The organism is Bacillota bacterium, assembly GCA_012727955.1.
Lineage (GTDB): Bacteria > Bacillota > Limnochordia > DTU087 > JAAYGB01 > JAAYGB01.
Window position 1 is genome coordinate 14,030 of the sequence record JAAYGB010000041.1, and the last position, 14,172, is coordinate 28,201.

Genomic DNA, 14,172 nt, shown 5'->3' on the forward strand with positions numbered 1-14,172 from the left:
AAGGGGGAACAGACGTGAGAGAGATTCCTTTTAACTTCGACTGGGAGTTTTCTGATCACACAACTCGCTGGTTCGCCTTTGGCTGGCAAACACAGAAGGTCGACCTACCCCACGACTATATCATCAACAAGCCCCGCACACCCGATAGTCCCGGTGGGGCCTCTAATGGATTCTTCCCAGAGGGACAGGGCAGTTACACCAAACACTTCGACATGCCCCAGGAATGGGTGGGCAAGACGGTACTTTTGGCCATCGATGGCGCTTATATGAATTCTGAGGTCTTCCTAAACGGGGATAAACTCTTTCATCATCCCTACGGCTACACCGCCTACCAGGTTGATCTCACGGAAAAATTGCGTACAGACATTACCAACACGTTATTCATTACTACCCAATCCCTGCAACCATCGACCCGCTGGTATTCTGGAGGCGGCCTGTACCGTGAGGTTAACATCTGGCTGGGAGGAAAGCAATATATCCATCCCTGGGATGTATTTGTCACCACTTCGGAGGTAAGCGCCGAAAGGGCGGTAGTCAATGCTGCTGTTGAAATCACCAACACCCTCGAGGAAGAATACGAAGGTGAAGTTGATATCTCAATCATTGGCGAGGACGGCAGTGCTGTGTCAGAAGGGCACGAGAGAGTGACCCTGAGGTCCAAGGACAAGACACCCATCAGTATCGATTTGACTGTGCCCTCACCCCTCTTGTGGGATGTTGACGAGCCCCATCTCTACACCCTCCGGGTGGTATTGAGGGTAGAGGGCGAGGAAGCCGATGTCAGCGAGACTACCTTCGGAATTCGAACCATTGAGATCGATGCCAAAAATGGTTTCCGGCTCAACGGTCGTAAACTCAAGCTCCGGGGCGGCTGTATCCACCATGACAACACCCTCCTAGGGGCCTGTGCCTTCCCCCGGGCTGAGGAAAGAAAGGTACAGATTCTCAAAGATGCTGGGTATAACGCCCTTCGCACCGCCCATAATCCTCCCTCCCGGGCCTTATTGGATGCCTGTGACCGCATCGGGATATTGGTAATCGATGAAACCTTTGACCAGTGGCGAATCCAGAAGAACCCCTTGGATTACCACCTCTACTTTGAAAAGTGGTGGCAGCACGATACCCGGGCCATGGTGCTGCGGGACCGCAATCATCCCTGTATCTACTGCTGGTCCATCGGCAATGAGATTCCAGAACTCTTTGGGGTATCCGACGGCGCCTACTGGACCAAGGTACAGGCAGACTATGTGCGCTCCCTGGATCCCACCAGGCCCGTCACCGCGGCGGCCCATGGGTTTTATCCTCCCGATCCCGGCACCACCCCTGAGCCCCGGGATATCAAGCAGACCCTAATCTCCCAGGGCAAACCCACCGGGGGACTCCCAAAGGACGACAGGGATCCTTGGGGCGAGAAGACCAAGGCTCCCTTCGATGCCTTGGATATAGCTGGCTACAACTATATGTATGGGCGATATGCCTACGACAAGGAAAAGTTCCCCGAGCGGGTGATTCACGGCACCGAGACCCACTCCTTCCACACCTACGACTACTGGCAGGCGACAATGGAAAACGTTAACGTCATCGGTGACTTCATCTGGACGGCCTACGACAACCTCGGTGAGGCCGGAGCCGGCCGGGCAATTTACGATCTCGATGAACCGATACGGGGTCTCATTGGTGATTGGCCCTGGCTCAGCTGCTTCCAGGGAGATCATGACCTCAGCGGTAACCGTCGACCCCAATCCTATTACCGGAAGATCATGTGGGGCCTGGACGATGGTATTCATATGTTCACCACCCACCCAGACAGGACCGGAAAACCCTTCTACGGAATGGGATGGCATTGGGAGTATGTCCAGCGGAATTGGACCTTTGCCTCGGAATATGTCGGCAAACCCGTCAAGGTACAGGCCTATGCCGATTGCGATGAAGTTGAGTTTATCCTCAACGGCCAAAGCGTAGGCAAAGTGAAGCCTGAAAAACTAATGGCAGTAATGGAGATACCCTACGAACCCGGCATATTAGAGTGTGTTGCCTGGAAGGGCGGCCAGAGGGTTGCCTCTGACAAGCTGCAGACTTCCGGCAAAGCCGCCAAGATGGTAATGACTCCCGACCGCAGCGTAATTAAGGCCGATGGAATGGACCTGTGCTTCATCCCGATTCAGCTCTTTGACGAGGATGGAGTTCCGGTAGTAGCCGAGTCGATTGAGGTCTCCGTTAAGGTTGAGGGGGCAGGCGTACTTCAGGGGTTGGGATCGGGTAATCCCAAGACAGAGGAAAACTACGGTACCGGCAAGCGCTATACCTTTGAAGGGCAGGTTCTGGCTTGCGTGCGTGCTGGAAGAACCCCGGGCCAAATTCGGGTGGAAGCCACCGCGGAAGGGCTGCCCCCGGCAGTAGTAGAGATCCGCTGCGAGTAGGTACACGCATGCTGGCGGTGGGTTGAGTTTCTTGACTCACCGCCTTTGCTCCTAATAACTACCCGTCGGTTCTAGGGAAGCAGAATGAATCTAGAGACTTTAGTGTTACTTACTCAGCCTGAACCCAAGAGATAGTCAATTTGAGGTGGTCAAGAGGATGAACAGCCGTGAAATCGTGGAAGCGGCACTTAACTTTGCCGGTCCTGAACGAATTCCGATGAGTTTGCCGGAACCATATCCCAATGACTTTGTCGGAGCTGGGATAGCCCGTGATCCGGAACGGCCCGGTGTTCCGTGGCACAGAACGGAAACGGGATGGGCGATGATCGATGAATGGGGCAATACATGGAATCGATTAGAAGGTTTTTCTAAGGGCGAGGTGGCCAAGGGTGTACTGGCCGACTGGTCTGACTTTGATACCTACCAGTTCCCTTGCTACGACCATCCCGAGCAGTATCTAGGGATGCAGGTGAGGTTCGCCAGCACTCCAGACAAGTATCATATCGCTCACCTACCGGGATTCCCCTTCAGTATTGCCCGCAAGATGCGGCGAATGGAGCTTTTTCTGATGGATTTGCATCTGGAAAGAGACAGAGTTATGGAACTGCTCTCTGCCATCGAAGACCTACTGGCTACAATGATTCACCACATTGCAGCTACCGATGCTGACGCCATTATGTTCGCAGAGGATTGGGGCACCCAGGATCGGCTGCTGATCCATCCCCAGATGTGGCGGGAAATCTTCAAACCCGGTTTTGACAGGCTATGCAGTCTTGCTCATTCCCATGGACTCAAGGTATTCATGCACTCCTGCGGTTACATCTATGACATCATTCCGGACTTGATTGAAGTTGGAGTGGATGTTCTGCAATTCGATCAGCCCAGACTCCATGGAATCAGCAACCTAGCTAGGGATTTCGGCGGTAAGGTGACCTTCTGGTGTCCCGTGGATATCCAAACTACGCTGCAGACCAAGGATCTCCATCTCATTGAGCAGGACGCCAAACAGATGATTGAGGAGTTGGGCAGATTCAATGGTGGATTCATTGCCGGATACTACTCTGGCAATGAAGCGATCGGATTAGAACGTCAGGCTCAGGATTTCGCCTGCCGAGCCTTTGTTAAATACGGCAGTGAGAAGGAGTACCAAGTGAGACTAGAGTGAAGCAACTCACAACAGCTCAAACACATATCTATATGGCAACATACGGGGCGCATGGTGCCCCGTTGCTCATTGTACCCTTGATTACCCCCCGGCAATAGAAGCCCCCTTTCGATAATCTCACCAGACGCTGCCAACTAACCATGGAGGCGATATAGACTTTGAGACTTACCCTCATCAGGCCTCTGGCCTAGATAACTACTGCTAACTCTCTCAGCATATCAAAGGTATCAAACCTACATTAAACTCAATACATACGTTGGGGATGGGAACTGTCCTCTGGGTTTCGGGCTTGTACACCTCCTGCGTAACCACAGAACAATTGTATGCGCAGGCATAGGCAACAAGCCACGGATCCGCACCAGACGCAAATTCGTTCTTGGCGCTGTCTCTAAAATGCCGTAAACGTCCTACTATCCGATATCTTATGCTCTATTCGTCTTTCCCTCAACGGCCGGCTTCAAACATTTCTTCACATAGCTTCATCAGTCAGCCTATCCCCCACATGCATCTCGATAAATTGGCAATAGGTGGATAGATGTCAGGAGTGCCGCACCTTCCGATGTCACGAGCCTAGTCTTACCTATTGGCCAACGACGCCACCTTGTAGAAACTAGACCTCACTTCCTATGGGCGACAGAGCAACAGTCCCTCTGGAAGTGAGGTCTCAGCTAGACATGAATACTCGGATACGGGAAGGGGTCCTACTGGTCTGCCTAAGAAGCCATTCTATCTACGCTGGACCGGGGCAGAAACCCTTGAGCAGCTCTGTACAGGGAGCCACCGAGCAAAGATCCGTCTACACCTTAAACTGACTGCTCAATTCCTGCAGCTTTGCTGCCATCTGTCTTAACTCCTGGGATGTTTCTGCAATTTCATCCATGGTCGTAAACTGTTCCTCCGCGGCAGCGGTAATCTCTTGGCTAGCGCTATTGATCTGGGCAATGCTGCGGGATGCGCTACCAATCAAGTCGGTAACACCGTTAACGGCTGCTATGATGCGGTGCAGCGCCTCACCACTTTGGCTGACTATTTCACTGGTCTTCTCCACCTGCGCTGAACTCTGGGACATCCCGGCTACAGCCTCCTGGGTTTCCTGCTGGATGGCGTTAATCAGCTGGGTGATCTCTTCTGTGGCATCGGCGGAACGTTCCGCCAATTTGCGTACCTCCTCCGCGACAACGGCAAAGCCTCGTCCCTCTTCTCCAGCCCGAGCCGCCTCGATGGCAGCATTGAGGGCCAGGAGATTAGTCTGCTCGGCAACGGCATTGATCATCTCGACAATGCGGCCGATCTCTTCAGACCGCTGCTCCAAGATGGTGATAAAGTCCGTAAGCCTGCCCATTGTCTCCTGCAGCTCCGCCGTACCTTGAACCGCTTGTTGAACAGCGGTATTGCCCTGTTCTGCAACGCTGGCTATGCCATCGATGGCTGCGGTAATATCCCGCATTGCGGCTGCCGCAGAATCAAAGTCATCGGCAGTATCAGATACCTGACGTATGGAGGAGCGAGATTGTTCTGTCGAGGATGCCAATTGTTGACTAGCAGAACTGATCTCATTCACCGTTTCAGAGACAGACCCGATCATCTGCTTGAGGGAACCGACCATTTTAGTGAAGGCTCCCACCAGCATCCCTACTTCATCCCGACTTTCCACCGAGGGGACAACTACCGTTAGATCGCCAGAGGCAATGGTTTCAGCGGCCCTACCGACCATCTGCAAAGGAGTCAAAATCCGTCCCACAAGATAGAGCAGCAATCCGGTAAACCCGATGGCACCCACAACCAGTACCACAATCAATTGTAGGGTTTGGGTTAATATCATCCGCTGATATTCAGCGATGTCTTGGAAGATAGTCACTACTGCCAGTTCCGTGCCATCGTAGCTCACTACCGGGAAGTAGCTGTAGGCCCAGTTCCAGGTAAGATGACGGGTGTCGGTGAAATCAAAGGTGATATCATTGAGTACCGGGACCTGGGCTGTTCCCGCAGTAGCCGTTAACAGTTCATATCCCCCGTTACTAGGTACAAACACCGCGATCTCTGCATTGACAGATTCGTGAATCCCCCGGAGGAGGTTTTCTGTGAAGGGAATATTGGTTTCCACTGTGCCTACTACGGTATTCCCGGCCTTGATGGGAGCCCAGCCCCGCATTCCCATCCCAAAGGGACCCCGATCAAACCCGTAAAGGGGTTGACCGAGGCGGGCGGCATCGACAATTCCTCCCCGGCTTTGCACATCCCCATAGACCTCGGGGTTTTGCCCCCTAACTAGGGAGGTATCATAGGGAGCCCGGACATGAAGAACGTCGACGCCAAAGGCATGGTGCACACTTTCGTAGATGGATACTACTGTATCTACGATAGCCCTTCGTTCTTGACTGATGGCACCTTCGATGATCTCCGGCATTCCTGCCACAGCCATGGAAATGCCCAGGGCCTGTTGTGCCCTTCCATCGAGTTCACTAGCCACTATCCCTTCCGCTGCAGTGAGGCTATCGGTGATCATCGCCTGAAACAGGCGATATTGGTTAAACAAAAGAAAAACGATTACTGTTAAGAGCATCGCGAAAACCCCGATGATAATCAGGACAAATAGCTTTGTTCTTATTCCCATCCTTACTGCTGCTGACTGGAGTGTCTTCACAGACCTCACCCCTATTGGCATTGATTCCTAATAAGGGTGGATATTCGTGGAGAAGGCTGGGATTCCTGCCAGAGATTGAATTTATCAGCAAAATGACTGCAAGATTCGGGTATGAATCTATAGGAAACAAGTATCTAAACAAGAAGGGGCGGAAAGCCCTAAGGCCCGCCCCTACAGAGTAATCGTCATGGCATCATTGGCGAAAAACACCCGGTCGCCTAGGAATGTCTTCGCCTTGGATAGCTCGCCATCGTAATCCTTTAGAATTGCCACTCCGTGATGGATGAATCCGACCCTTTTGATCGGTTTGTCTGAGTTAACTACGTAGGAACAGATATCCTCCACTCGATGATGCCCGGTCTCTACTAGGAGGAGATCGGTGCCGTCCGGTGACAACAGTTCCTCTAGTTCCGTCATGTCCCTAAAATCGCCGGAAAAGACTATGGATTTAGTATCTGTTGCGATACGGAAGGAAAAGGACATCCACTTTCCAACCTCATCTCGTTCACCAATATGGTTGTTATGAACCGTCGTAACGGAAAGCCCATTCTTGTTGTATATCTGCCCTTCCTCAATCCTCTGGGGGGCATAGGTAATGCCGCTCCCATAGTAGGTTCTCGCCAAGAAGAGCAAGCTCTCCACACCCTGCCATATCTTCATATGGGGCAGAAACACGTCAATCTGATTGCTAATCGGCTCTTCGGTCCGACTCTCCAGCTTTTTCAGCATCCAGACCAGATGGGGTAAGCCTCCGGTATGATCGATATGGGGATGGGAAATAAACATCGCCTCGGTCGATAAAGTGTCCAAGCCCATAACATGAGCGGTGTGGCCGCAACCCTCACCGGCATCAAACCAATACAGCCGCTGATCATATTCGATAACAAAAGAGGAATGATGCCGACCGGGATAGGGTTCCGTGCCACTGCAGGTTCCCAAGAAGTGTATTTTCACTGTACTCCCCCTAGCTTTGATAGTATTGTTGCTATAGTCTTACTACGAAGTTTGGCATAGGATCCTCTACTTACATGTCTTACCTCTCTCTATCCACATCATTAATCATCGCACCGTATAAGACTGATTAATCTGCCAGAACTCTTATCGAAAATAACTCCTTGGATATCGAATCTGGCGTATAGCCGAACTCCTAGGGCAAGGCCATCAGAAATTCTTCGAAAACCAAGGACTTTCCTTCAAAATTCCTTGCAACGACCTGTTTTAGTTCCTCTTATAGTTTTCTTCGCAAGCCGAGAAACGAATCCTCTTGTGGTTTCACCTCCTCATAACACTAAAATGGCCCCACTCCCTAAAGACAGGATGGGGCCATTTTGGTGTTTATCTTCTTACTGACCTACTTTGGTTGATAAGGAGTATCTGAAACGTGGGAGAACAGCCACTGCCTCACCGCGGAGTTAGCGTAGGCGGCCATCCAACTCCAGTGAGCAGAAGGCACAACAGTACCTGCAATATACTCTGTGTACAGCACATTGGCACCGGCCCACTCAGCTTCGGTGATTTGTTCTTCTGCCTGAGCCTCGGCCTCGGCCCCGCGCAAGAATCCATTCCACCCACGGTCATGTATCTGACGACAAACGGTGGCACCCAGTCTCTCCAGTTGGTTCATCAGATGTCTCTTATTCTCGGGACGATCAGCATCATCGGCGGCAACGATAGCCCAGATGGGTTTGTCAACAATTCCAGCCACTTGGCTATCGGGATACACATCAGCTGAACATAGGTTGAGCTGGGCCGCATACAAGTCGGGATTTTCCAGACTCATGATGTACGTACCACGGGAGCCCATGGACAGCCCGGTTCCATAGATGCGAGCGGTATCGATGTTGTACTGTTCAATGAGCTGGTCGATAACCGCCTTGACGTTCTTGAGGGCATATGAGGTTTCGTAAACCGGCTCTTCTGCAGTTCCGGTGTTGGCCGTCCAGGCTGTATCCGATGGGCACTGCGGTGCTAAGACAAAACAGGGATTCTCAGCCTGGGCTTCGGGAGTGGCCCATTCCAAGGCGCTTCGGTTGGCCACAAGCTGACTGATATTGTTGTCGCCCCGCTCTCCCGCGCCATGGAGGAAAACCACTAGAGGTAGCGGTTCATCAAGGTCGCCTTCCGGAACAAACAGGCGATAGTTGAGGACTGTGCCTGTCTCGGGATTCGTATAGGACAGAGCCTGGAATCTGCCATCAACTTCCAAGTTGCGCTCAGCCGTATTGGTAAATCCGCTGGGAAGTATGGTATTGCCGGCGATAGTTTGGATGTTGACCCGCTGCACGATACTTAGATGAATCGGCAGTCGTTCATTTCGTCCGTTAGCATACAGCAGCGTATTACCCACGCTGTTCCCGGGAGTGGGATCAACAGCCAATTCAATGACCACAAATCGGCCCCTGGTTTTAACATCCCCCTTTTCGCCGCTATCGTTGACATACACCCGGGTGATGGAGCGACCAGCGACGGAAAAGCTGCCAGAAGCTATCGCTTCGCAAGCAATTGGCTCGGAATACTCGATCACAACCGCGGTAACCTTTTGCCCCTCTTCGAGGGTTTCGGCCAGCGCAGTGACTTCGATAATCCCCGGTGCCTCTGCAGCTAACGCGCTAAGGGACATCGCCATTACGAGGAAAACCACCACAGACAACAAGGAAACCGATACTCTAAACCTCTTCACTATAGTTCGCTTCCTTTCCTCGATGTTTTCCTGTTACGTCGCGATAAATCTCACCTGCATGAACCTATCCTGGGATAATCCCCTCCTTTCGGTACACTATTAGCATGATCACGCTTCAGGAAATTATCCCTGGATTTGGCAAAAAACACAGTTTTTTGATGGCGAGCAAAAAAGGCCTCACAGAGAAACAAATTGCCGCAGACCCCATAGATACTGGGATTTGCGGCAAGCCCGGTAGATGCAACCTCTTCCCTACAACTAGAGGCTTTCCTACCTCTGAATTAGCGCTAAGGTATCTCGATCAAAGTCTAGGTTTTCGAGGAAGGAAACATCACTCTTATACTGACTGCGGTAATTCTCAACGTATCGTGCTTTGCCTGGATCACACCGTGAGGTGAATCCTTGCCTGATTTCGCCCCCCTCATAACAAAATGGCCCACTCCCTAAAGATAGGATGGGGCCATCGGTAAATAGCGCTTTTTCAGATATTTCTTAAGCAGCACATCACAAAGTCTGCTCGTTGTGGTTGGTCAGCCCTTCTCTTGAACTGGATAACTCGATACCCTCTGCCAGCTCTGACCTAGGAGTTCTTGGGAAACCGGAGGGTAACTGTGGTTCCCTCGCCGGGTTCGCTGGTTAGCTGTACCTTGGCGTCGTGGTATAGAGCGCCTCGCTTGACAATCGATAGTCCCAGTCCGGTACCTCCCGTAGACTTGGAGTGACTTCTGTCTACTCGATAGAAGCGTTCAAAGACCCGCTCTTGATGCTCGTAGGGGATGCCGATCCCGGTATCGGCCACCTCCACTACCACCTCGTTAAGGGTGTGATAGACCGAGACATCGACCCTACCCTTTTCCCTGTTGTACTTGATGGCATTCTCGCAGAGGTTAAAGAGCATTGCTTCGATGGTATGCCGCAGTCCATGGACGGTGGCGCTGTCTCCAGTTATAGAGATGGTAACGTCCCTTTCTTCGGCGAGAGGCTGCAGCTTGGCGGCTACCTCCCTGGCCACTTGCAGCAGATCAACCTCTTCCCGGGACAGTTCCACATTTTCATCTAAGCGAGACAACTTAATGATATCCTCCACCAGCGCAATGAGGTGCCGGGCTTCCATGTAGATCTTTTCCGCCACTTTGGTAACATCCTGGGGCTTGACTAGGCCGTTCATCATAATCTCGGCATAGCCAGAGATAGAGGTCAGAGGCGTTTTCAGTTCATGGGAAACGTTGGCCGAGAACTCTCGGCGCATCTGCTCGGCGCCCATCTTCTCGGTTACATCCAAGATCAGCAGGACAACTCCCCTCACCTTTCGATCCACCCAGACGGGATTGGCCATCAACTGATACTGCCGCCCCGCTATCGCCAGGGCAGCTTCCCCACTGACCCCGCGATAGGCCTTTTCTAGAGCCACCTGCATCTCTACCCCTCGATAAAGCGTTAAGATCGGCCGATTGAGATAATCCCTGCCCTTCACTCGGAAAATCCGCAGGGCACTTTGATTCATCGACATGATTACAGCCTTGGCGTTGAGGACCACCAAACCCTCCCGGATGTTCTCGGCAATGGCCAAGAACTCTTCCCGCTTTTCCTGAAGCTCACTGATCTGCTGACTGATCTGGACGTTCTGCTTCACAATACGGGTCACCAAGGGGGACAGTTCATCGTAAACATCGGTTCGTAAGGGGTTTTTCAGATCTAGAGCATTAATCGGAGCAACTATTCTTCTGGTCTGCCATCGGGCTAGGAATCGGGCCAAGAGGAAGGTCACCACGGCAACCAGCAGCATAGAGGGCACGGAGCGAGACAGTGCCGAATACACACTGCCCGAGGTACTGGCAACCCGCAATACCTGGCCGTTCTCCAGCCACCGGGCATAGTAGTAGGTTTGGGTGATGAGGGTGTCCGACAACCGGGTGGCTTCCCCCTCGCCCCTTTGCAGAGCAGCGGAGATTTCAGGACGGCCGCGGTGGTTTTCCATTGTTTCCACGGGAACCTGGCTGTCAAAGAGGACGGTACCATCGGCAGCGACTAGGGTAATCCTGTGGGTGTCTGCGATATCCGCGACCAAAGCCAGGTATTCTACTCCGTCTAGGTTCAGTCCCGCCACCAGGTAGGCCGACAGATCCTGGATGTCCTGCTTCAGGTCCGCGAAGGAGTGACGATACATCACCAGGGAGACTAAGAATGAGGAGAGCAAAATAGTTACCAGAACCAGCAAACTCATGCTGGCCAATATTTTCTGTCTCATTTGGCGTCACCAAACCGGTAGCCAACGCCCCGCACCGTGGCAATGGCCTGACCACAGTCTCCTAGTTTTTGCCTCAGTGAACGGATGTGAACGTCAACGGTGCGGGTTTCACCGTCAAAGTCGTATCCCCAGATGGTCTCCAGGATTTTGTCCCGGGTCAGCACAATCCCTTCGTTTTCCATCAGGTAGCGCAAGAGCTCAAACTCTTTGAAGGTGAGGGTTACCGGTTCACCCTCTGCCGTCACCCGGTAGCGTTCCACGTCTAAGGTAATCCCGTGACTGGCCAGCTCTGTGGTATCAGCCTTGGGAGCAGCCCGCCGCAATACGGCTTTGATCCGGGAGATAAGCTCCATCATCCCAAAGGGCTTGGCGATGTAATCATCGGCCCCGCTGTCGAGGCCGATGACCTTGTCGTATTCCGTTCCCTTGGCAGTGAGCATGATCACCGGCAAGTCCTGGGTCCGAGCGGAAGCCCGTAACTTCTTCAAAATGGTGAGCCCGTCTTCATCGGGCAGCATGATATCCAAGAGCACCAGTTCCGGCAGCTCCTGATTCAAGGCCTGGAAAAAGGACTTGCCATCGGGAAACCCTTGAGCGGAAAAACCCGTGGTCTCCAGGGTGTATACCACCAGTTCTCGGATATTGGTATCGTCTTCCACGCAATAGATCATTGATCTCCATCCTTATGCTTACCGGTAACGGAAAACTGCACCCATTCCGCGGTGTTGGTGGCGTGATCGCCGATGCGCTCCAGGTATTTGGCGATTAACAGCAAATCAACGGCGTACTCGCCCTCGGCGGGATCCTGACTGATTAGTTCAATCACTTCATGCTTTACCCTATTAAATAGATCGTCAACCACATCGTCATAGTCCACTACTCGTTGGGCCAGCTCTAAGTCCTGGTGCACGTAGGCATCGATACTATCTGTCACCATCTTTATGGTAGCCTCAGCCATCTCACCGATGTGGAGGGTATCCTTAGAGGCATCGATGTTGCCCATGGTGATAATCTCAGCAATGTCCGCTGCCTGGTCGCCGATTCGCTCCAAGTCGGTGATCATCTTCAGGGCCGAGGATACTTGCCGCAGGTCCCTGGCCACCGGCTGCTGTTGCAGAAGAATCTTCAGGCACAGGTTTTCGATCTTCCGTTCCTTATCATCGATTTCGTCGTCGACGGAGGTTACCTCTTGAGCAAGGGCAATATAGCCTTCCCTTAGAGCCTGTAATGCCTGGGAAATGACATGCTCACAGAGCGCTCCCATCTCTATCAGCTCGGTATTTAGCAGTTCCAGCTGTTGGTCAAACCTTGCTCTCATCATCCAAACCTCCCGGTGATATAGTCCTCCGTTCGCTTGTCCCGCGGAGTGGAGAACAGCTCCTCTGTTGTTCCGTATTCAATAACCTCACCCAAGAGGAAAAAGGCCGTCCTGTCTGAGATTCGCAGAGCCTGCTGCATATTGTGGGTAACGATCACTATCGTATAATCCTGTTTCAATTTGACGGCCAAGTCCTCAATTTTTCCGGTAGAGATGGGATCTAGGGCCGAGGTGGGCTCATCCATCAGCAAAACCTCTGGCTCCACCGCTAAGGCTCTGGCGATACAAAGGCGCTGTTGCTGTCCCCCGGAAAGTCCCAGGGCACTTTCCTTCAGCCGGTCCTTCACCTCATCCCAAATGGCGGCATCCCGCAGGGACCTTTCGACAATTTCATCGAGCTTGGCCCGGGAGCGAATACCATGGGTGCGGGGACCAAAGGCGATGTTGTCATAGATGCTCATCGGGAAAGGATTAGGCTTTTGAAAGACCATCCCCACCCGTTTGCGCAGTAGATTGACATCCATATCGCCGTAGATATCTTCATCATCCAAGCGAACACTGCCGGTGATTGTACACCCTTCCACTAAATCGTTCATCCGGTTTAGGGTCTTCAGCAAGGTGGATTTACCACAACCGGAGGGTCCAATGAAGGCAGTGATTTCCTTGGCCGGAATCTGCAAATTGATGTCCTTCAGGGCCTGAAAATCTCCGTAATACAGATCAAGGTTTTCTATGATAAATTTATCCATTTTCCTGTCCTTTCACCAGTTTCTTTGCAACGAAGCTGGAAAGTCCGTTGATTCCCACTACAATGACCAGAAGTACCGCTGCAGTACCGTAGGCTTGACCGACATACAATCCTTCGCTGGCCAGGGCATACATGTGGACCGATAAGGTCCTCCCAGAGCCCATCACCGAGCGGGGAATATTGGCCACCGTTCCCGCGGTGTAGATGAGAGCCGCGGTTTCCCCGACGATGCGGCCAATGGCTAGAATAATTCCGGCTAAGATCCCCGGGATGGCGGAAGGTAACACAATCCGAAACACCGTTCGCAGTTTGCCCGCGCCAAGGCCATAGCTTCCCTCCCGATAGGTATCGGGAACTGCCCGCAGGGCCTCCTCGGTGGTGCGCATGATCAAAGGGAGGATCATAATGCCCAAGGTAAAGGCTCCCGCGAGAAGGGAGTATCCCCAGCCGATGGTGGTGACGAAGAAGAGCAAGCCAAAAAGGCCGTAAACGATAGAGGGAATCCCCGACAAGGTTTCATTGGTCAGGCGGACCAGTTCCACCAACTTGCTGCCCCGCTTGGCGTATTCCACCAGATAAACGGCAGAGGCTATCCCGATGGGCCCGGCCAAAGCCAATGCCAAAGCGGTCATCGTCAGGGTGTTAACCAGTGCCGGAAGCAGGGATACATTCTCCGAGGTGTATTCCAGAGCAAAGAGGGGCAAAGACAAATTGGGAATCCCCCGGAGTAGAATATACCCGATGATATAGAAGGAGATGGAGAGGGTAGCCACCGCCGCCAGGACAACTAACAGGAACAACACCAAGGGTAAGGGATTTCTCTTGTATGAATTCCATTTCTGCGCCAGGCTCTGGGTGTTAATCGGTTCCATTAACTAGCCCTCCTTTTCAGCAGCGAGAACGAGAGGTTGATAATCAGGATAAAGACAAACAGGAGTACCGCCGTAGC

The 14,172-nt window shown here is 52.4% G+C and carries 11 protein-coding genes; 2 read left to right on the forward strand and 9 right to left on the reverse strand.

Translation table 11 applies throughout. From position 1 onward, the window contains the following. Positions 1–14: 14 nt before the first annotated feature. Positions 15–2,420: a glycoside hydrolase family 2 protein gene (locus GX030_07695; GenBank protein NLV92258.1), complete on the forward strand. Its 2,406-nt coding sequence runs from the start codon at positions 15–17 to the stop codon at positions 2,418–2,420. A gap of 157 nt (positions 2,421–2,577) precedes the next feature. Further along, positions 2,578–3,585 (forward strand): hypothetical protein, encoded by a 1,008-nt coding sequence (locus tag GX030_07700; GenBank protein ID NLV92259.1) that lies wholly within the window; start codon positions 2,578–2,580, stop codon positions 3,583–3,585. Between the two features lie 210 nt (positions 3,586–3,795). Here the strand turns inward: GX030_07700 and GX030_07705 are convergent, their stop codons facing one another. The 9 genes from GX030_07705 to pstA form a co-directional block, all read right to left on the reverse strand. After that, positions 3,796–4,011: a DUF4411 family protein gene (locus GX030_07705; GenBank protein NLV92260.1), complete on the reverse strand. Its 216-nt coding sequence runs from the start codon at positions 4,009–4,011 to the stop codon at positions 3,796–3,798. Positions 4,012–4,381: 370 nt separating this feature from the next. Further along, a complete protein-coding gene (locus tag GX030_07710) occupies positions 4,382–6,199 on the reverse strand; it encodes a HAMP domain-containing protein (protein ID NLV92261.1) in 1,818 nt (605 codons plus the stop codon). 201 nt (positions 6,200–6,400) lie between these two features. Continuing rightward, complete coding sequence (locus GX030_07715) at positions 6,401–7,183, reverse strand: MBL fold metallo-hydrolase (protein ID NLV92262.1); 783 nt, start codon at positions 7,181–7,183, stop codon at positions 6,401–6,403. 397 nt (positions 7,184–7,580) lie between these two features. After that, positions 7,581–8,909 (reverse strand): hypothetical protein, encoded by a 1,329-nt coding sequence (locus GX030_07720; GenBank protein ID NLV92263.1) that lies wholly within the window; start codon positions 8,907–8,909, stop codon positions 7,581–7,583. Positions 8,910–9,489: 580 nt separating this feature from the next. Then, on the reverse strand, positions 9,490–11,157 hold the full coding sequence (locus GX030_07725) for a PAS domain-containing sensor histidine kinase (GenBank protein NLV92264.1): 1,668 nt from the start codon (positions 11,155–11,157) through the stop codon (positions 9,490–9,492). Next, a complete protein-coding gene (locus GX030_07730; protein NLV92265.1) occupies positions 11,154–11,828 on the reverse strand; it encodes a response regulator transcription factor in 675 nt (224 codons plus the stop codon). Before GX030_07730 ends, GX030_07725 begins: the two co-directional genes overlap by 4 nt. Then, positions 11,825–12,475 (reverse strand): phosphate signaling complex protein PhoU, encoded by a 651-nt coding sequence (gene phoU, locus GX030_07735; GenBank protein NLV92266.1) that lies wholly within the window; start codon positions 12,473–12,475, stop codon positions 11,825–11,827. Before phoU ends, GX030_07730 begins: the two co-directional genes overlap by 4 nt. Continuing rightward, positions 12,475–13,224, reverse strand: coding sequence for a phosphate ABC transporter ATP-binding protein (pstB, locus tag GX030_07740; GenBank protein NLV92267.1), 750 nt, complete (start codon positions 13,222–13,224; stop codon positions 12,475–12,477). The genes phoU and pstB overlap by 1 nt, the downstream gene beginning before the upstream one ends. Next, a complete protein-coding gene (gene pstA, locus GX030_07745; GenBank protein NLV92268.1) occupies positions 13,217–14,095 on the reverse strand; it encodes a phosphate ABC transporter permease PstA in 879 nt (292 codons plus the stop codon). Before pstA ends, pstB begins: the two co-directional genes overlap by 8 nt. Positions 14,096–14,172 lie beyond the last annotated feature (77 nt).